This is a genomic window from Steroidobacter cummioxidans (assembly GCF_003104955.1).
Genome location: NZ_LSRW01000037.1, coordinates 1 through 19,314 on the forward strand (window position 1 = coordinate 1; position 19,314 = coordinate 19,314).

The 19,314-nt window shown below is 62.4% G+C and carries 22 protein-coding genes; 15 read left to right on the plus strand and 7 right to left on the minus strand.

From position 1 onward, the window contains the following. From D0550_RS18270 to D0550_RS18280, 3 genes are all read left to right on the plus strand, one after another. Positions 1-240 (plus strand): flagellin (locus tag D0550_RS18270; RefSeq protein WP_275129253.1); only part of this gene is annotated, 240 nt, incomplete at its 5' end. 225 nt (positions 241-465) lie between these two features. Further along, positions 466-1,347, plus strand: coding sequence for a flagellin N-terminal helical domain-containing protein (locus D0550_RS18275; RefSeq protein WP_116810635.1), 882 nt, complete (start codon positions 466-468; stop codon positions 1,345-1,347). Between the two features lie 110 nt (positions 1,348-1,457). Beyond that, entirely contained in the window at positions 1,458-2,459 is a 1,002-nt protein-coding gene (locus D0550_RS18280; RefSeq protein ID WP_116810636.1) for a flagellar hook-length control protein FliK, read from the plus strand. Here D0550_RS18280 and D0550_RS18285 read toward each other — a convergent pair. The 7 genes from D0550_RS18285 to D0550_RS18315 all read right to left on the minus strand — a co-directional run bounded on the left by D0550_RS18285 (position 2,440) and on the right by D0550_RS18315 (position 8,895). Next, positions 2,440-4,539 carry a flagellar biosynthesis protein FlhA gene (locus D0550_RS18285; RefSeq protein ID WP_116810637.1) on the minus strand — a complete coding sequence of 700 codons (2,100 nt, stop codon included), beginning with the start codon at positions 4,537-4,539 and terminating at the stop codon, positions 2,440-2,442. The two genes, D0550_RS18280 and D0550_RS18285, sit on opposite strands and share 20 nt — an antisense overlap. A gap of 6 nt (positions 4,540-4,545) precedes the next feature. Continuing rightward, on the minus strand, positions 4,546-5,670 hold the full coding sequence (locus D0550_RS18290) for an EscU/YscU/HrcU family type III secretion system export apparatus switch protein (RefSeq protein WP_116810638.1): 1,125 nt from the start codon (positions 5,668-5,670) through the stop codon (positions 4,546-4,548). Between the two features lie 4 nt (positions 5,671-5,674). Then, positions 5,675-6,445 (minus strand): flagellar biosynthetic protein FliR, encoded by a 771-nt coding sequence (gene fliR / locus D0550_RS18295; protein ID WP_116810639.1) that lies wholly within the window; start codon positions 6,443-6,445, stop codon positions 5,675-5,677. Positions 6,446-6,455: 10 nt separating this feature from the next. Then, a complete protein-coding gene (gene fliQ, locus D0550_RS18300; RefSeq protein ID WP_116810640.1) occupies positions 6,456-6,725 on the minus strand; it encodes a flagellar biosynthesis protein FliQ in 270 nt (89 codons plus the stop codon). A 15-nt stretch (positions 6,726-6,740) separates the two neighbouring features. Then, positions 6,741-7,517: a flagellar type III secretion system pore protein FliP gene (fliP, locus tag D0550_RS18305; protein ID WP_116810641.1), complete on the minus strand. Its 777-nt coding sequence runs from the start codon at positions 7,515-7,517 to the stop codon at positions 6,741-6,743. After that, entirely contained in the window at positions 7,514-7,879 is a 366-nt protein-coding gene (locus D0550_RS18310) for a FliM/FliN family flagellar motor switch protein (protein WP_206606387.1), read from the minus strand. Before D0550_RS18310 ends, fliP begins: the two co-directional genes overlap by 4 nt. A gap of 131 nt (positions 7,880-8,010) precedes the next feature. Further along, on the minus strand, positions 8,011-8,895 hold the full coding sequence (locus D0550_RS18315; protein ID WP_161965912.1) for a FliM/FliN family flagellar motor C-terminal domain-containing protein: 885 nt from the start codon (positions 8,893-8,895) through the stop codon (positions 8,011-8,013). Positions 8,896-9,342: 447 nt separating this feature from the next. Here D0550_RS18315 and fliE point away from each other — a divergent pair, with 447 nt between their 5' ends. The 12 genes from fliE to D0550_RS18375 all read left to right on the plus strand — a co-directional run bounded on the left by fliE (position 9,343) and on the right by D0550_RS18375 (position 19,308). Next, the gene (fliE, locus tag D0550_RS18320) at positions 9,343-9,699 is read left to right on the plus strand and encodes a flagellar hook-basal body complex protein FliE (RefSeq protein ID WP_275129254.1); all 357 of its coding nucleotides are present in this window, start codon (positions 9,343-9,345) and stop codon (positions 9,697-9,699) included. A 127-nt stretch (positions 9,700-9,826) separates the two neighbouring features. Further along, the gene (gene fliF, locus D0550_RS18325) at positions 9,827-11,395 is read left to right on the plus strand and encodes a flagellar basal-body MS-ring/collar protein FliF (RefSeq protein ID WP_116810690.1); all 1,569 of its coding nucleotides are present in this window, start codon (positions 9,827-9,829) and stop codon (positions 11,393-11,395) included. Beyond that, positions 11,379-12,401 (plus strand): flagellar motor switch protein FliG, encoded by a 1,023-nt coding sequence (locus D0550_RS18330; RefSeq protein ID WP_116810644.1) that lies wholly within the window; start codon positions 11,379-11,381, stop codon positions 12,399-12,401. Before fliF ends, D0550_RS18330 begins: the two co-directional genes overlap by 17 nt. Beyond that, entirely contained in the window at positions 12,398-13,096 is a 699-nt protein-coding gene (fliH, locus tag D0550_RS18335) for a flagellar assembly protein FliH (protein WP_116810645.1), read from the plus strand. The genes D0550_RS18330 and fliH overlap by 4 nt, the downstream gene beginning before the upstream one ends. Continuing rightward, positions 13,093-14,403 carry a flagellar protein export ATPase FliI gene (gene fliI / locus D0550_RS18340; protein WP_116810646.1) on the plus strand — a complete coding sequence of 437 codons (1,311 nt, stop codon included), beginning with the start codon at positions 13,093-13,095 and terminating at the stop codon, positions 14,401-14,403. The genes fliH and fliI overlap by 4 nt, the downstream gene beginning before the upstream one ends. Further along, a complete protein-coding gene (locus D0550_RS18345; protein ID WP_116810647.1) occupies positions 14,400-14,828 on the plus strand; it encodes a flagellar FliJ family protein in 429 nt (142 codons plus the stop codon). Before fliI ends, D0550_RS18345 begins: the two co-directional genes overlap by 4 nt. An 83-nt stretch (positions 14,829-14,911) precedes the next feature. Beyond that, the gene (gene fliD, locus D0550_RS18350; RefSeq protein WP_116810648.1) at positions 14,912-16,267 is read left to right on the plus strand and encodes a flagellar filament capping protein FliD; all 1,356 of its coding nucleotides are present in this window, start codon (positions 14,912-14,914) and stop codon (positions 16,265-16,267) included. A 33-nt stretch (positions 16,268-16,300) separates the two neighbouring features. Then, a complete protein-coding gene (gene fliS, locus D0550_RS18355) occupies positions 16,301-16,687 on the plus strand; it encodes a flagellar export chaperone FliS (RefSeq protein ID WP_116810649.1) in 387 nt (128 codons plus the stop codon). 4 nt (positions 16,688-16,691) lie between these two features. Beyond that, the gene (locus D0550_RS18360; RefSeq protein ID WP_116810650.1) at positions 16,692-17,003 is read left to right on the plus strand and encodes a hypothetical protein; all 312 of its coding nucleotides are present in this window, start codon (positions 16,692-16,694) and stop codon (positions 17,001-17,003) included. Beyond that, the gene (locus D0550_RS18365; RefSeq protein ID WP_116810651.1) at positions 17,000-18,100 is read left to right on the plus strand and encodes a flagellar hook-length control protein FliK; all 1,101 of its coding nucleotides are present in this window, start codon (positions 17,000-17,002) and stop codon (positions 18,098-18,100) included. Before D0550_RS18360 ends, D0550_RS18365 begins: the two co-directional genes overlap by 4 nt. Further along, positions 18,097-18,576, plus strand: a complete 480-nt coding sequence (locus tag D0550_RS18370) for a flagellar basal body-associated FliL family protein (RefSeq protein WP_116810652.1) — start codon at positions 18,097-18,099, stop codon at positions 18,574-18,576. The genes D0550_RS18365 and D0550_RS18370 overlap by 4 nt, the downstream gene beginning before the upstream one ends. A gap of 21 nt (positions 18,577-18,597) precedes the next feature. Next, on the plus strand, positions 18,598-19,308 hold the full coding sequence (locus D0550_RS18375) for a FliA/WhiG family RNA polymerase sigma factor (RefSeq protein ID WP_116810653.1): 711 nt from the start codon (positions 18,598-18,600) through the stop codon (positions 19,306-19,308). Positions 19,309-19,314: the final 6 nt, after the last annotated feature.

Below are 19,314 nucleotides of genomic sequence, written 5' to 3' on the forward strand. Positions count from 1 at the left end.
ACGGAAGTGGGCACGGTGCGCGCGCAGCTCGGTGCTGCTTCGAACCGCCTCGAGCACGTGTACAACAACCTCGGCAACATGATCCAGAACACGACCGCTTCCAAGGGTCGCATCATGGACGTGGACTACGCCCTGGAAACGTCGAACTCGACCAGCAAGCAGCTGCTGTTGCAGGCTGGCACGTCGGCCCTCAAGCAGAGCAGCAGCTTGTCGCAGCTGGTGATGTCTCTGATGCAGTAATAGTGAGCACGCCGCGGTCCTGGTGGCGCGGCTGTCATGCAGACAAGGGAGCCAACCGTGCGAACGGTTGGCTCCCTTTTTATTGCGATCGACTGCGATGGCCGTCACGAAAAATCCGGAGCTGTCACTGCTTAAGAACTCCGCACGGCCCGTCGCCTTCAAGGATGAGAGCGCGAGGAATTGATTGGTGTCGCGCTCAAGACGACAACCACCAGGAGTTTCACAATGCTTTCTCTTCACACTAACGCTGCGGCGTTGTCCTCGCAGAATGCGGTCGGCAACACGCAGAAGTCCCTGACCACCTCTTTGACCCGCCTGGGCACCGGCTACCGCGTCAACAGCGCGATGGACGACGCCGCCGGCTTGCAGATCGCCACCCGTCTGGACGCCCAGACCCGCGGCATGTCCGTCGCTCAGCGCAACACGCAGAACGGCATCTCCATGATGCAGACCGCCGAAGGCGCGTTCTCGGAAATGACCAACGTGCTGCTGCGTATGAAGGATCTGGCGACCGAAGCGTACAACGCCTCGTCGACGACCGATGACGTGGCCGCGCTGCAGGCGGAATTCGACGCGCTGGGTCTGGAACTGAGCAACATCTTCCGTACCACTTCGTTCGGCGGTCAGCGTCTGTTCTCGGACGGCACGAACACCGACGGCACCGGCGGCTTGTTGTCCGCGGCGATCACGTTCCAGATCGGCGCCAGTGCCGACGAAACGATGGAAGTCGACACGGAAACCAGCCTCGGCGACCTGGCCACTGCGCTCGCCGACGTGAGTGCCAACTATGCCGGCTTCGCCACTCCGGCGGACGGCACGGAATTGACGGGTGACAACGGCATCATCACCACCATCAACGACGCGTTGACGGAAGTGGGCACGGTGCGCGCGCAGCTCGGTGCTGCTTCGAACCGCCTCGAGCACGTGTACAACAACCTCGGCAACATGATCCAGAACACGACCGCTTCCAAGGGTCGCATCATGGACGTGGACTACGCCCTGGAAACGTCGAACTCGACCAGCAAGCAGCTGCTGTTGCAGGCTGGCACGTCGGCCCTCAAGCAGAGCAGCAGCTTGTCGCAGCTGGTGATGTCTCTGATGCAGTAATAGTGAGCACGCCGTGGTCTTGATGGCACGGCCCTCATGAGACACGGGAGCCAGTCCGTGATAACGGCTGGCTCCCTTTGTTTATAACGAGCCACATACCAGGGGATGATATGGCTGTGGTGGAAAGAGTCGCCGCGATCGTACAGCCGCGAGTGACGCAGCAGCATACCGGCGAGCGCAGTCAGTTGCCGACACGCGGCGATACGCTGCTGCTGACACTGGCCGATGCCGCCGGCGACGATCTGCTCGTGACCATGGCCAACGGCACCGAGCTGCGCCTGGTAGGATTGAACAGGCTGGGTGAAGGGCTGCGACGCGGCGATACCTTGCTGATGCAAGTCCTGGCGACCGAGCCGCATCTGGAGCTGGCTTTTCGCGAAGCGCCGAATGCGAACGCGACTAACGGCAACTTGGCACCGCCGCTGACTCAATATAGAGCCATGCAGTTGGATCAAGCCGTGCTCAAGCAGATCGCATGGCAATTGCCCGATCCCGCGGTTCTGGCGACTTCATGGCGAGCGCTCGCTCAAGATCATTGGACTCGTCCGCCAGGTTACGCCGGCGCCGATCCGACTGGAGCGCGAGCAGGCACTGCGGCCCTGTTCCGCGACACAATGTTCACGCCGAATCCAACCGTACACGATCGCTGGTTGCTGCCAGTGTACGCGTGGGCGGGTATGCAGTTGATGCTACGTTTGGTCGTCGCGATCGACAGAGCGCGTCGCAAGCCCGCACGTCGCGGTTTGCCCTTGGCGTTGCAGCTGGGACTTTCGCCCCCGTCACTGGGCGGCATCGTGCTGCACGTGCAAGCGTCGGAAGACGATGTGGAATTGTTGGTTGCCTGCGAGCAGCGCTCGAGTCTGCTCGCAGTTCAGCAAGCGCTGCCGAGCATCGCCTCGTCGTTGAGTCGCGCTGGCTTACGGCTGCGACGAGCGCAGGTCACGCAGGGCAATGCTTTGCTCAGCGTCGTCAACGAGAACTCATCGAGCATGCTGCCGCCGCATCTCATCGTCGAGTTGCCGTCGGCGTCGCTGTTTCGAGCTGCGGCGGAAGCCGCGATCGTGACTCTGCAGCTGCGACCGCGCGCGGAGCTCAGCCCAGAGACCCGATGATGCTGATGTCCCTATGCTCCGGAATCTCGTTATACGAAAGCACCGACAGACCCGGAGCAAACAACCGGGCATATCGTGCGAGGAGCGGGCGAATCTGCGGCATCACGAGCAGCAGCGGCGGCACGCCTTGTTGCTTCATCTGCTCGCGCATCACCGGCATGTTAGTCTGCAGCTGCGACAGCAGATTCGGGTCGACCGGGTAGTTGTCCAATGCCACCTTGCCCGACTGCGTCGCCTGGTTGAGCGAGCCGAGCAACATGTTTTCCAGCTCGCCAGTGAGATTGAAGGCCTTCATCTGCGGCGCCTTGCCGAGAATCGAGCTCACGATCTGCCGGCGCAGGGCACAGCGCACCTCGGCGGCGAGCAGAATCGGATCCTTGGTGGTCTCCGAGCTCTCCAGCAGCGTCGTGGCGATGGGCACGATGTCTTTCAACGACACGTTCTCTGCCAGCAGCAGCCGGAATACTTTCAACAGCTGGCTGTGCGTGAGCGCCTTCTCGACCGCTGCTGACAATTTCGGCGACAACGCCCCCAGTCGCTCGAGCAGGGCAGGCACGTCCTCGTGACGGACCAGCTCCGACAGATGTTCGCGCACCAGCTTCGACACATGCGTGGCAATCACGCTGGCGCCATCGACGACCTGATAACCCAGGCCCAGCGCATTGGCGCGCTCCGACGCGGCGATCCAGATGACCGGCATGCCATACGCTGGCTCGACGCCCGGAATACCGTCGATCGTGCCGTACACCTGCGCCGAAGCGATGGCCATCAGCTTGTCAGCCTGAATCTCCGCCTCGGCGATCACGCTGCCATTGAGCAGCACCGAATACTGGGTGGGCGGCAAGGTGAGATCGTCACGCACGCCAATGGGCGGCAGCAGCAGGCCCATCGATTCGCTCAGCTGCTGTCGAATGCCTTTGAGCCGGCCATCGAGCGGTGCGCCCTGGCCACGATCGATGAGGTTCACCAGCTTGTAGCCGACACTGACGGAGAGCGGCTCGACGAAGGGCAGGCTGCGCCAGTCCAGTTCGGGTGCCGGCTGCGCGAGGATGGCAGCTTCGGCCGCTGCATTCTCATCGGGCTTGGCCACCGCACGTTTGGTCATGCGCCACGCGGCAAACGCCAGCACGGCGGCAAACGACAGGAACACCAGCCAGGGCATGCCGGGGATCAAACCCAGCACCAGCATCATGGCGGCCGCGCCCCACAGCACGCTCGGCGACGCGAGCATCTGCGAGCCGACCTGCTGCTCGAAATCGCCCGAGTCGCTGACACGCGTAACGATGATCGCTGCCGCGGCCGACAGCAGCAGTGCCGGAATCTGCGCGACCAGGCCGTCACCGATGGTGAGCAGGGCATACAGCTTGAACGCTTCGCCGAACGACAGGTCGTGCATCACCGAGCCGATGATCACACCGCCAACCATATTGATCAGCAGCACCAGGATGCCGGCGATGGCGTCGCCGCGCACGAACTTCGACGCACCGTCCATCGAGCCGTAGAAGTCCGCTTCCATCGCGACTTCGCGGCGTCGCAGCTGAGCCTTCTCCTGATTGATCAGGCCAGCGTTCAAGTCGGCGTCGATGGCCATCTGCTTGCCGGGCAACGCGTCCAGCGTGAAGCGCGCCGACACTTCGGAGATTCGCTCGGCGCCCTTGGTCACGACCGCGAAGTTGATGATCATCAAGATGATGAACACCACCAGACCGACGACGAAGTTGCCGCCGATCACCACATGACCGAACGCTTCGATGACGCTACCGGCGGCGTGCGTGCCTTCATGACCATGTAGCAGCACGACGCGCGTCGACGCGACGTTCAGCGCCAGTCGCATCAACGTGGTGGCGAGAATGATGGTCGGGAAGACCGTGAAGTCCAGCGGCCGGCGCGCCGTGACGCTGACCAGCACCACGATCAACGCGAGCACGATGTTGAACGTGAACAACACGTCCAGCAGCACCGGCGGCAGCGGCAAGATAATCATTGCCAGCAGTGCCATCAGGAACACCGGCACCGCCGCGCGATGCTGGCGGAGCGACTGGACGGTGCGACTCAGGAAATTGTCAGGCGCGGCGCTCATGCACGGCTACCCTTCGAAACGTGGGAATGAAAGATCGCTGGGCAGCGTCGGCAACACGTTGCGACGGCCCTTGCGGAAAGCCTGGATCTGCAGCACGTACGCCAGCACGCTGGCGACGGCTTCGTACAACGCCGCCGGAATCTGCTGATTCACCTGGCTGGTGTTGTAGATGGCGCGCGCCAGCGGCGGCAGCGTGACGACTTCGACGTCGTGCTGGATGGCGACGGCCTTGATGTACAGCGCCATCTCGTCGACACCCTTGGCAATGACGAACGGCGCGTGCGCGCGCTTCTCGTCGTACTTCACCGCGACGGCGTAGTGCTCGGGATTCACGATGACCACATCCGCAGTCGGTACCGACTTGCGAACGGCGCCGCGCGACATCTTCTGCTGGATCTGACGGATGCGTTGTTTGACTTCGGGTCGGCCTTCAGCGGTCTTGTGCTCTTCCTTGACCTCGCGCTTGGTCATGCGCTGCTCACGCATGAACACGAAGCTCTGGATGGGCAGATCGATGAGGGCGAAGACGATGAACACCGCGCACAACCACATGACACCGCCGAGCCACAGGTCCGCGGCGCCCTTGATGGCTTCGGGCAGCGTGCGGGACTGCAGCTGCATGAAGTCGGCGACGTTGTTACGAGTGACCCACCACATGGTTGCGATCAGCGTCGCAGCCTTGAGCATCGAGGCCAGCGTCTCGATCAGATGACGCTGGCTGAACATACGTTTGAAGTAGTTGAGCGGATTGAACTTGTCGAGGCGCGGCTTCAACGGCGTCAGGCTCACCACGAAGCCGCCCGGAAACACCGAGCCGAGGGCCACCAGCAGCGGCAGGAACAGCAGCGGCAGCAACATCTTGAACAGCAGCGTCATGGTGGATGAGAACAGCGTGGAGTTCGCGTTCTCCAGATCGCCTGGCTGATGCATTGCCACGAAGCTACGTGCGAACAGTTGGCGGAAATCTTCCAGATAGCCAGGCAGCAGGAACACTGCCAGCTGCAGGCACAGAAAGATGCCGATCGCGGTGGTCCAGTCCTTCGAGCGTGCAACCTGACCCTTCTCGCGGGATTTGCGCAGCTTTTGGGCGGATGCTTTTTCGCTCTTGTCGTCTTGTTGGGGTTCGGACATGGCGTCACCCCGTCTTCAGGCGCAGCAGCTCGAGCACCTGCTGCGTCAGTCGTAAATAGTGAGCGGGCAACACTCGTGCCACGTAGCCCAGCATGAACAGCCCGAACATGATGATGGCCGAGAAGCCCAGCGCGTACAGATTCAACGCCGGCGCGATGCGATTCAACAGGCCGAAGCCCATTTGCACCACCATGGTGGAAAACACGACCGGGATGGCGAGCAACAATGCCGCGGAGAACACCCACCCAACGTTGTACGCGATATCGCGCAAAGTGCCGATATCCAGCGGTCCACCCACTGGCCAGGTGTGGAAGCTGGCGCCGATGACCTGCGCCAGTATCAGATGTCCGTCGATGCCGAAGAACACCAGAATGCACAGTAGATAGAAGAGTGTGGCGATCACGTCGGAGGACGTGCCGGTCATGGGATCGTTCATGATGGCCATCGACAAGCCCATCTGCGAGGACACCACGAAGCCCAGCAGCTGCATGACGGCCATCGTCAGATGAAAGGCGAGGCCGAGACCGAAACCGATCAGTACCTGATTCGCCGTGAGCACGAGTGCCTGCAATGAGAGCGGCTCGATCGGTGTCACTGGCTGCCCGACGGGAATGAAGATCACCGCGAGCACGACCGACAACAGCACGCGCACGGTGATCGGCACCATGTTCTCGCCAATGATGGGCGCGGCATTGATCATGCCGAGCACGCGGCAAAACGGCCACCACACCGCGCTCAGCAGATTCGGAAGTTGTTGGAGGAGCACCGCTTCCATGGCGTGGGTGTCAACCCGTCAACTGCGTCGCGCCTTGGAACACGGCGACACAGAAGTCCATGAGTTTTGCCGCCATCCAGTGACCGGCCAACGCGATTGCCAGCAACGTGACCAACAGACGCGGCAGGAAACTCAGCGTCTGCTCATTGATCTGTGTCGCGGCCTGGAACAGACCGATGACCAGGCCGACCAGCATGCCGGGCACGACCAGCACGCTGACCAGCAACATCGTCAGTCGCAGCGCGGAGCTGACCAGGGAGGCGGCGATATCGGCAGTCATTCGGGTGCAACCTCGCTAATAGGCCTGAACACTGCCGACCAGCGTCTGCACGGTCAGCGTCCAGCCGTCCACCAGCACGAACAGCAGCAGCTTCAGCGGCAGCGAGATGACCAGCGGCGACAACATCATCATGCCCATGGCCATGAGCACCGAAGAGACCACCAGGTCGATGATCAGAAACGGTACGAACAGCATGCAGCCGATCTGGAACGCGGTCTTGAGCTCGCTGAGCACGAATGCCGACAGCTTCACCAGAAAGCCGTGCTGCGTCGGATCGGTGATGTTCGATTCGCCGGCGAGCTGCGCCATCTGTGTCAGCGCGCCTTTATGAGTCTGCGCCAGCATGAAGCGCGACAGCGGCGCCTCGGCATTCTTCAGCGCCTGCTGAAAAGTGATCGTCTCATTGTCGAATGGCACCAGCGCTTCGCTGTAGATCTGTTCGCCGATGGGGCGCATGACCAGCAACGTCAGAATCAGTGCGACCCCAGTGACGATCCGGGTCGGCAGACCCTGTTGCAGACCGAGCGCCTGACGCAACAACGCCAGGATGATCACGAAGCGCGTAAAGCAGGTCATCATCAGCGCCATCACGGGCAGCAGCCCGAGCAGCGTCATGATGATCAAGACCTGCGTCTTGACCGTGAATTCGGTGGAGTTGCCGTCAGCGCTGGTGCCGATGATTTCGATCGGCGCCGCGCCCGCCGCAGAGCACAGGCCGAGCAGCAGCGCGGCGGCCGCGATCAGGCGCGGCCACTTCCAGCGCAGGAGGGCCTGCGCTTGCGAAAAGATCATGACGTGAGCGAGTCCAGGTTCAGATCGCTGAGCTCGATCACTTTGAGGCCGTAGTTCTCGCCGCTGACGACCACCTCGGCGCGGCCGATTGCGGTGCCATTGACCTTGATGATCAGCGGCTCGCCGGCGAGAGAGTCCAGCTCGATGACGCTATTGCGCTCGATCTCGGCGAGATCCTGCAAAGACAGTTTGGCGGAGCCGACTTCGAGAGTCAGCGTCACCGGGATCCGGCGCATCATTGCCGCGAAGTTGCGCTTGGGCGCGGCGGGAGCGGGCGGGGCAGCGGCAGGCGCCTCGTCTTCGAGTACGTCCTCGAGGTCAGCCAGCAAATTGTCGTCGGAAGGATTCGATGGGGTGTTCACTATGGTCAATCCCTGGGAATTTCAGATCAATTGCCATTCATCGGCGTTGTCGACTTCGATCGGCGAAGCATTGCAACCAGTTGCAAACCTGCTGAAGTCGGGGAAGTCGATGAATCAGAGCTTCTCTAGGTTCAATCTACATCGGCCAACGAAGTGAGACACAGCTTGCCGTGGTGTTCGGCGACGCTGGCGGTGAAAAGGCGTGAGTCACCGATCAAGACATCGGCGTCGCCCACGCTGATCGGCAGTACGTCCCCCTGTCGTAGGTCGAGCAGTGTCCCCAGCGACACCTCCTTTTCCAGCAGGCGCGCTCGCAAAGTCAGCTGCAGGCGTGCTGGGAACGGTTTCGTTGCCGTGATCTGTTTTTGTCTCGAGCGTTCGCGAGCCGGCGCCAGCGCCTGCAGCAGGCGATTCATCCAGACCGCGGAAATCTTTAGCAGCAATTCCCCGCTGACATTGCAGCGGGTTTCGCTGAGCGTGAGTCGCAACAACCAGTCGCCGTCATTCGCGCCGTGCAAGGCAGCCTCGGTGAACGTCACTTCGGCAGGTGTCTCGGCCGGCGAGCGTTGCGCGGATTCGATCCGGCGCACGGCGAGCTCGGAGAGCTGTTGACCCAACATGATGCCGAGGCGCTCCTCGGTCGCGGTCTCGGGCTCTTCGATGACTGGCGTGAGCGGCGGTGTAGCGCTGTCAGTCGCTGCACTCATTTCGGGCAGCGGCGAGCCATAGCGATAACGCAGCAGGCACAACAGCAGCGGTCGCTCGATTACAAAGTGAATACGTCCTTCATCCGCTGCGTAGCTCAACCAGCGTTGCGAGTCTGCCGGAGCCGCGATGAAGGAGATTGCATCAATCTGAAAGCTGGCTTTGTAGCGCCGATTGATGCGCGCACGCAGAAAATCGGCAATGTCGTCGCGCAATTGATTGGCGAAGCCGCCGAGCAAGTGCACGGGACGACCCATGGTGCGCGGGTCGATGACGGTATGGGCGCGGACGTTGGGCTGTCTGTTACTCATCGTTGCCGCGTCCACCTCTCGCCTCAAGAAAAAATTGTGCGTGCTCTTGTGACAGAACATCGTCGAGGCGGTTATCGCGTGTGCACCAGAAATTCTTTAGTAAGCAAACCACGAAGTGTTGGCCACTTGTGAAGCACGTCACGAGATGGCAGCGAAAATTTAATCGCGAGCACAGTCTGGCCGCTATTCGCCCGTTGCAGGTGCAATAGCGCCTGCGATTCCGGTGGTGTGTGACACGCTCATGTTCGGTCTGATCTGCCCGTTAAGGGTTGGCCGTAAACGAGTGTGCGCGGATGCGCTGAATTTGCCGGGAAAAGTGTGCGTCGCGTAGCAAAAGGCATTTCGCGCACTTAACTCAAAGCAAGGGCGCGTCGATGCTGCGGGCTACGGACGGCTCAGCGCACTGCGGCGTTCCTGAGCGACCAAGACGAGTCAAAGGATTAAGCGATGCCTGTAACGCAGTTTTCTCATAGCCCGATGGCGGCCGCGATCGAAGCAGTTCAATCGCGCATTGCTGAAGACGCCGCTTCACTTCAGCAACTCGCGCCACCACCGGTAAGCGCCAGCGATTCAGCGCAACGCCTCGATGGCTTTGCTTCGTTCTTCGAGCAAGCCGTACACAATGTCGATGCACAGGATCGCGACGCCAGCGCAAGAATGGCGGCAGTCGACGCCGGTCAAAGCGACGACCTGGTGGGCGCCATGCTGGCCAGCCAACAGGCGAGTCTGTCGTTCTCCATGCTGATGCAGGCCCGAAACAAAATCGTCGGTGCCATGGAAGATCTGATCAAGCTGCCGCTGTAGGCCTGCCCCAGTGACCAATACGTTGAAAGCGGCTGTGGCCAGATTCTGGCCGCGCAATGGTGCTGCGAGCGCGCCTGATGCTCAGGCGAGCGCACCCACAGAATGGCCCGCGTTGTTGCGCGGCCTGATGCCACTGGTGTTGCTGGCGACCGTCATCACCGCCGTGGTGCTGATGTTCGCGTGGCGCGATCAGTCTTCATTCAAGCCGCTGTTTGGTGCACGCGAGAAGGTCGCGGCCGCGGACATGATGTCCGTGCTCGACGGCGCCAACATTCCTTATCGCATCCATCCCGATACCGGTCAGGTGCTCGTGCCTGCCAACCGGCTCGGTGAAGTGCGCATGCTGCTCGCGTCGAAAGGCGTGGTGGCGCAGCTGCCTGCCGGCCTCGAACTCATGGATCGCAGCGACCCGTTGGGCGTCAGCCAGTTCGTCCAGGACGTGCGCTTCCGTCGCGGTCTGGAAGGCGAGCTCGCTCAGAGCATCATGACCATCGACGCCGTCGATACGGCGCGCGTGCATATCGCGATCGCCAAGTCGTCGTCGTTCGTCGTCAACACCGCCGAGCCGAGCTCTGCCTCCGTGGTGCTCGGCCTGAAGGCGGGTCGTCAGCTGTCCAACGAGCAGATTGCCGCCATCGTGAAGATGGTCGCCACCAGCACCACCGGGCTCGATCCTGCCAAGGTGACGTTGGTGGACCAGGCCGGAAACCTGTTGTCCGCGCGCGTCGATCTCAATGAAGGTTTCGAGGCAACGCAGGTCAACGACGCGGCAGGTCACTATCGGGATGACACGCTGCGCAGCGCCCAGAATCTGCTGGCACCCATCGTCGGCAGCGACAATTTCAAGCTCAGCGTCACGGCGGACGTCGACAACGACAAAGTGCAGGAGACGCACGAGCAGTACGGCGACACACCCAAAGTCACGAACGAAACGACGCGTGCCGAGCTGGACAGCGAGCCGACGGCGCTCGGTGTGCCGGGTTCGCTCAGCAATCGTCCCGTCGACATCGACGGCGAAGCTGGCGCTGCCAGAGAGAGCAGCACGCAGCGCAATGCCGCGACCCGACAGTTCGCTTACGACCGCAGCGTCACGCAGATTCAACGCAGTCGCGGCCGTCTGAAGAAGCTGAGCGTCGCGGTCGTGCTCAACAATGCCGCGGCTCCCAATGGCACCGCCTGGAGCGAAGCCGAGCTGGCCAACATCGACAAGATCCTGCACAGCGGCCTCGGTATCGACACCGCTCGCGGCGACAGCCTGGTGGTTTCTGCGCTCGGCTTCCCCAAACCGCCAGTCGCGCCGGAGTGGTGGCAGCAGCCCGACCGCATGGTGGATATGGGCGCGTATGTGGCGTACGCCCTGGCTGCGCTGTTCGCCTATCTGCTCATCGCTCGACCGCTGTTGCGTATGGTCAAGCAGCGTTTGGAATTGCCGGCGCCGACGGTGCAGCAGATCGAAGCGACGCCGATGCCGGCAGCTGCGAGTGCAGGCGCCGCTGTGGCGGCAGCGCTGCCGGCGGCGAATACCAGCAAGGGACCGATCCCGGTTGGCCCGCTGCTGGAGGATTACGACCTGCCGCCGCCGGGCTCGCCGGTCGATGTGATGGTTGATCATTTGCGCGCGCTCGCGGCCAAGGAGCCGGAGCGTGTCGCTGAAGTCGTGAAGCAGTGGGTGCAGAAGAATGTCCGACGCGAGTAATGCAGTCGCTCAAATGGCCGCCGCTTCGCCGTTGGAGCAGGCCGCCATCGTGTTGCTGAGCATGGGCGAGGAGCCTGCCGCGGCTGTGCTTCGCTGCTTGTCGCGCGATGAGTTGCTGGAAGTGACGCAGGTGATGTCACGCATCAGCGGCATCAAAGTCGAAGCGGTCAAGCAGTCGCTGCAACGGTTCTTCGATGAATATCGTCAGCAGAGCGGTGTGCATGGCGCGTCTCGCTCGTATCTGAAGCGGTCGCTGGATCTGGCGCTCGGCTCGGATATCGCCGACAGCGTTCTGAACAGCATTTACGGCGATGCCATCCGACCGAAGCTCGCTCGCCTGCAGTGGGCGTCGCCGAAGTGGCTCGCCGAGCGCATCAGTCAGGAACACGTGCGCATGCAGACCGTGTTCCTCGCATTCCTGCCGCCCGCACTTGCGGGCCAGGTCATCGGCGCGCTGCCGGCTGGCACTCGCGATCTGGTGCTCGTGAATCTCGCTCGCTTGAACGAAGTAGATCACGAGCTGCTGGTCGAGCTGGATGAGCTGGTCGAGCGCTGTCTTGCGAGCCTCGGCTTGCAGAGCACGAGCGTCGCCGGTGTGCGTCAGGTGGCCGAGATACTCAATCGCCTGCCGGACAACCGCGCCAAGATGGTCGAAGTGTTGCGCAGTCACGATGCCGATGTGGTCGCCGAGATCGAGCGCAGCATGTACGACTTCTTCATTCTTTCGCGCCAGACCGAGGCGACGTTGCTGCGAATCATGGAAGACGTGCCAGTCGAGCAGTGGGCGATCGCGCTCAAAGGCGCAGAGCCCGCGGTGCGCGACTCCATCATTCGCGCCATGCCGCGTCGTCAGGCGCAGAGCTTCGAAGAAACCATGCGTCGCAGCGGTCCGTTGTCACGCAGCCGGGTCGAGCAGGCGCGCAACGAAATCATGGCTCAGGTCAAAGCGCTCGCCGATGCCGGCGAAATCGAAGTGCAGTTGTTTGCCGAGGCGGTGTTGGAATGAGCCGCGTCTGGCGCTCACATCGATTCACTGCGCTCGCGCAGCTGGCGGATCCGAACGCCTGGTCTGGACCGGGCTCGATGCCGTCGCAAGTTACATCGGCCATGCACGATGGCTATCAGCGCGGCATGGAGCGCGGTTATCGCGAAGGTCACGAAGCCGGCATGCGCAGTGGCATTGACACGGGCCGTGCCGAGGGGCGCGAAGAGGGCAAACAGCAGGGCATCGAGGCTGGCAAGCAGGAAGCGCTGGCGCGCTTCGAGCGCTTGGCGGCGCCGGTCAGCACCGCGCTCCAAGAGTTGAAACAAATGCAGGCCGACTATCAGACGGCCTTGCGCAAGGAAGTGATCGAGCTGGTCGCCAAGGTCGCGCGCCAGGTCATTCGCAAAGAAATCCAGATGGAGCCGATGCAACTGCTGACGCTGGTCGATGAAGCACTCTCGACCATGCCGCGCGTCGCGGCCGACGAGATTGCGGTTTATCTGAATCCCGAGGACCTCGAACGGATCATCGAGCTCGAGCCGGGGCAGGCGGAGCGCTGGAACCTGTGGGCGGACGACAAGCTCGAACCGGGCGAGTGTCGCGTGAAGGCAGGGACTCGTGAAGCCGATGCGGGTTGCAGTCAGCGCCTGGCCGCATGCATGGAACAGATCGAGGAGCGGCTGTTGCCGCACCAGGACGATCAGGTGGCCGCATGATTGGCGCCGCCTTACGAGGTCTCGAGCTGGAGTCGGTGCCGATTGCAACACCGACCGGCCGGCTGGTCGGAGCTTCCGGACTGCTGCTGGAAAGCCGCGGTTGTCCGTTGAGCACCGGACAGCGCTGCAGCGTCGAGACCGGCAACGGCGATTGGATCGACGCGCAGGTCGTCGGCTTTCGCGAGGACGTTTCTTATCTGATGCCCTTCAAGCGACCGGAAGGGCTCGCCACCGGCGCACGCGTGTTGCCGCAGACAGATCGCGATGCTCTGCGCATTGGCACGTCGTGGCTGGGGCGGATCGTCAACGGCTTGGGAGAGCCCGTTGACGGTCGCGGTCGATTGGGCGGCGAGCACGTGCTGGACATGCAGCCGCCCCGAGTCAACCCGCTCAAGAAGAAGCCGGTGAAGGATGCGCTCGATGTGGGCGTGCGCGCCATCAACGGCATTCTCACCCTCGGCAAAGGGCAGCGCGTCGGCTTGATGGCCGGCAGCGGCGTCGGTAAGAGCGTGCTGCTCGGATTGATTACACGCCAGACCGTCGCAGACATCGTCGTCGTCGGCTTGATCGGTGAGCGCGGCCGTGAAGTGCGTGAGTTCATCGACCTGTCGCTCGGCGAAGCGGGCATGAAGCGTGCGATCGTCGTGGTTGCGCCGGCCGATGAGTCGCCACTCATGCGTCTGCGTGCCACCGAGATTTGTCATTCCATCGCCGCGCACTTTCGCGATCAGGGCAAGGACGTGTTGCTGCTGGTTGACTCGTTGACGCGCTATGCGATGGCCCGACGCGAGGTTGCGCTGGCGCTGGGCGAGCCACCGGCGACTCGTGGCTATCCACCCTCAGTGTTCAGTTTGCTCCCGCAACTCGTGGAGACCGCCGGCAACGGCGAGCGCGAGGAGGGCAGCATGAGCGCCATCTATACCGTGCTCGCAGAAGGCGATGACCAGCAGGATCCGGTCGTCGACACGGCGCGCGCCATTCTCGACGGTCACATTGTTCTGACTCGGCAGCTCGCCGAGCGAGGTCATTACCCAGCCATCGACATCTCACAATCGGTCAGCCGTTGTATGTCGCTGGTGGCAAGTCAGCAGCATCAGCGCGCCTCGCGTGCGCTGCTCGGAATGGTCGCAAAGCACGCGCAGGTTCGTGATCTGTTGCCGCTGGGCGCGTATGTGCCTGGTGCCGATCCCGCGACCGACAAGGCAGTCGAGCTGTATCCGAAGATCGAAGCATTCCTGCATCAGGGCACGCGTGAAGCGGCGCCGTTGACGCAAACCATCGCAGCACTCGAAGGTTTGATGGCATGAGCGAACGTCAGCGTCTGCGTTCTTTGGGAAGACTGGTCGACCTGCAAAGTCGCGAGGTCGATCGGCTCAGCGCCGATGTCGCCGAGAAGCGTGCGACACGCGAGCGTTTTCTGCGCAATGTGAACACGTTGGAGAAGCTGGCTCACAGCAGCGGGCCGATCGGCGGCTCGCCCGTGCTCGCCATGAACCGCGCCGGTTACAAACAAGCTATGTTAAGAATGGCCGCCACCCACCGGCTCGATTTGTCATTGCACGAATCGCAGCTCGCCTTGTCACAGCGCGAGCTGGCCGATGCTGCGCGCCGTCACGAAGCGCTGGATCAAGTACTGCAGCGTGAGCACTCGAATGTGCGCCACGTCACAAAGGTGAAGGAGCAGAAACATCAGGACGAGCTGGCGTCGCAGGTCTGGTGGCGTAACAAGTAAATAAATCCGACGAAGCACTTAATTTCCTCGCGGTTTCTGTCGCCTTTCCACGACTGAAGGACTCTGCTTGCGAGGACGAATTTATGGCCACACTCGATCCAGTCACCACCGCTACGCAGCTGGCAACCGCGTACACGCAGCCGATGCAGAAGCAACTGACGGCTCAGGCGCAGGCTGCGCAGAAGAAGTCGACCGCGTTGAACACGCTGCGCTCGGCGCTGAGTACGTTCAATACCGCGCTCAACACGCTGTCCTCCAGCAAGGGCCTGAAGCAGTTTGCCGCGGCCTTCAGCAGCGAGGGCATTGCCAGCGCGACCACCACGTCCAAGGCGCAGGCCGGCAGCTATCAGTTCCACGTCGAGCGGCTCGCGACTGCGCATCAGATCGTGTTCGAAGATCTGCCCGCAGTGCCGGTGGCGATGGGTGGACCGATCACCGTGCAGCTGCAGGATGGCAGCTCGTTCAATGTGAATCTGGTGGCCGCGGACAGCGATAACGACGGCACGATCTCACAAGCCGAGATTGCACGCGCCATCAACCAGGCGAATGACAATCAGGGCAAGGTGGTGGCGTCGGTAGTCACCAGCAATGGTCAGACCCAGCTGCTATTGACCTCGAGCAAGACGGGCGAGGACGGCGCGATCACCATTGACGCCAGCGGCCTGCCGGGGGGCGCGTTGCAGGACGCGCTCAGTACCTCTCGCCAGCTCACTGCAGCTCAGGATGCTGTGGTGTGGCTCGGTGGTCAGGGCGGCGTTCGCATGCAGCAGGCGACCAACACGTTCAACAACATCGAAGGCGTGAGCCTCACGTTCACCCGCGCCATGGCGGCGACCGACGCGCCGCTAACGCTGACGGTTACGGACGACAAGTCCGGCACAGCCAGCAACGTCGAGAGCTTCGTCAAGGCTTACAACACGCTGCGCACGGCGCTCGATTCGCTCACCAAGGCGGGCGGCGAGAACTCGGCCGGTGCCGTGTTCGCTTCCGATGCAGGCATCCGCGCGCTGAGTAGCAAACTCAACAGCCTGCTGCGCGCTGAATACGACGGCATCAGCTTGACGGAGCTGGGCGTGAAGGCCGATCGCAACGGCCAGTTGTCGCTCGACAAGGATCGGCTGGAGAAAGCATTGCTCGCCGATCCGGCGGCGCTCGACAAGGTGTTCGGCAAAACCAGCCTGTCCGCGCCCACCGGTTTGTTGGGCAGCATGGGCACGTATCTGAGTCAGTGGACCACCAGCGGCAGCGGTCAGATCGCCGCCCGTCAGGACAGCATTCAGATCCTGCAGAAGAATCTTTCGGCGCGTCAGACGCGCCTCGATGCCCAATACGACAGCTACTACCAGCGCTACCTGCAGCAGTTCACGCAACTGGCGACCTTGCAGGCGCGGATGGAGCAGACGTCGGGCTTGTTCGCGCAAGTGAGCATGTTCCGCTAACACGCGCGCGATATCCAAGGAGCAGACAAGACCGTGAATCAAGAAGCCTACCGCAGCTATCACAGCGTCAACCTGGGCGCGCAGGTCGCGCATGCCTCGCCAGTGAAACTGGTGTTGTTGTTGACCGACGGCCTGCTCGAAGAGCTGGTGCGCGCCCGTGCGCACATCGAGCATCGGCGTTACGAGTTGAAGGCCCGCAGCCTGGACCGTTGCGTCGACATGTTGAATGGCCTGTCGAGTGCGCTGGATTTCGAGCAGGGAGGTGAGGTGTGCCAGAACCTGGGCCAGCTGTACGAATACTGCGCCGATCGTCTGTATCGCGCCGGTATCAATCTGGATCCGGCCCTCATCGATGAAGTGTCCGGGCTGCTGACCACCTTGCGTCGCGGCTGGCAAGGCATGCAGCAGCGCCTGGGTTGATGTCATGGATCGATACGCACAACTCATGAGCATTGCTCGCAACCTGCTGAGCGCTTCTCAGCGCGGCGACTGGACGCTGCTCGAAAGCGTCGATCGCCAGCTCGCCGAACTGCTGATGCGTCGGACCGAGTGGGGGCAGTGGTCACAGCAGGAAATGATGGCGCTCGCCACCGTGCAGCGCGCTCATGAACAGGCGCGCGAGCTCTGCGTTGCCGAGACGCAAGCCATGCACGCTCGACTCGGGCAGATGCGCGAGCACAAGGCCGGCTGGTTGGCCTATGCGATGAATGGCGAAGTCGCCGAGGAGCGGCCATGACCGCGATTGCATTCGGCAACGCTCTCATCGGCGCTGACGCGTCGGCGGCGGGGGCACAACCCGGGTTGCCGCTGCTGTCGGTTGCTCAGGCGCCGGGATTGCCGACGCCCGCGCTGCCGGTAACGCCGATTCGCTTCGGTGAACAGTTGCGTCAATCGCTGGGTGCCGATGCGCTCGCGACCTTGAACGTCACTCCGCGGTTGCTGGAGCAGCCGAAGTTCGATGCGGAGTCCGGCGAGCCGTCGGAGGATTTGTCCGAAGATGCGACCGACGTGCAGCCGGCATTCCCGGGCCTGATTACATTCACGCAGCCGGTGACTGTGCCGCTGGAATACGCGCAGCGCTCAACGGGCTTCTCGCAGCAGCCACACCTGCAGAATCAACAGCCGATCGCGCCGGTATCGCTGCCGACTCAGTCGGCTGGTCCGCGAGAGCAAACATTGTTGAGCGTACTGGCCGCAGTGCCTGAAACATCGGCGCTTGGCGCGCTCACGATCAATGCGCCCGCGCTATCGATGGCGGCCAAAGGCAACGCTGGCGCAGTGTTCACGGACAATCAGTCGCCGCTGCCGGTGACGCAGCTCGCGTCGTTGACCAATGCCGGACTGGCGCAGGCTCTGGTCGAAGGCTTCAACCAGCAGCCCGGCGTGTTGGCTCCGGTATCGACGCAACCCGCACAGCCGCTGAATGCGCCGCGCTCGGCCCTGGAGGCTGCACTGGGCGACCGTCTGCACCTGCAGATCACTCAGCGCAGCGAGCATGCGGTGATTCGCCTCGATCCGCCTTCCATGGGCACGATCGAGATCGTAATTCAACGTGAAGGCGGCAACATCCAGGTTCATTTGCGCGCCACCAACGCTGAAGTCGCGCGTCAGTTGCACGGTATCGGCGACTCGCTGCGTCAGGATTTGATCAATCGTCAGAACGGCGACGTCTCCGTGCACGTATCGGATAGCTCGCGCGAGCACAGCGCCAGCCAGCAGGGACAGCGCCAGTCTCAAGCACAGCGCGAAACGCCGGGTCGTGCGCTGTCCGAAGGCAACGAAGAATCAACCAAGTCATTCACGCTCGCGGTGGATGAGGAGCGTGGCGCATGAGTTTTGGAAAGATCGTAGCCGCGCTGGTGGGAGTGGCGGTCGTCGCCGTCGGCATCGGGGTCGGCGCCACCTGGTGGCTGATGAAAGGCGGCAGCGCGATCGCGTCAGCCGAGGCGGCGCCCGTGCCGGAGGAGGAACTGCCCCCGGTCGACGACCGCATCTATAAATATGTGAGCTTGGAAAAGGTCATCGTGATGTTGCGGGGTGTGGAAGGCGAGCCGGCGCCTCACTATCTCGCCCTCGATCTGGTGTTCAAAACCCCAGAGAAGCAGGAGCGCATTGCGCGCGAACAGATGCCGCTGCTGCGTAGTGTCGCGGTCAAAGAGCTGTCGACGCTGACCATGGATCGCGCCGGCAAGATGACGGTGGAAGAGCTCACTGCCACGATGAACAAGGCGTTCTCGGATCGGTACGCCCGCGATCGGCAGGAGCGTCCGTTCGTCGACGTGATGATCGGCAAGCTCATCGTCGAATAGCCGCACCAGTTGAACACGAGCATGCAAGCTGGATACGCAGTAGTAGATGAGTTCGTCGCCGCGCCGTTGAGCGCAGCCGACGAGCAGCGTCTGCTGGTGACATACGCGCCGCTCGTGAAGCGCGTGGTCAAGCAGCTGGAGCTGCAGACCGGTGGCGGTATCGATCGCGACGACTTGCAGCAGATTGGCTTGATGGGCCTGCTGGACGCGCTGCGTCGCTACGGCACGCCCGATGAGAAATTTCCTGCGTACGCCTCGGTGCGCGTGCGAGGAGCGATTCTCGATGAGCTGCGCCGGCAGGACTGGCGCCCGCGCACGGTGCGTCAGGAAACGCACAAGGTGCGCGATGGCGTCCGCGAGCTGGCGAGGAAGCTGGGTCGCGAGCCGACCGCTGCTGAAACACAGCAGGCGCTGGGGCTGACGGTCGAGCAGTACCAGGAATATCAGCTCGCGCAGAGCGCCGAGCAGTTGGCCAATTTCGATGAGCTGTTACAGCAGCTCACCGAGCAGTCCGGTGACCGCCGGCATTCGCCGGAGTCGCATCTGCTGCTCCAACGCAGCATCGAGCAGGCGCTGCGGCGTTTGAACGATCGTGAACAGCGCGTCGTGCAGCTGTACTACGAGTTCGACTTGAGCTTGAAAGAGATTGCCCGCGTGTTGGATCTGACCGAGGCGAGGGTGTGCCAGATCAACAAGCTGGCGTTGAAGAAGTTACGGGAGCTGCTGCAGTAGCAGCGA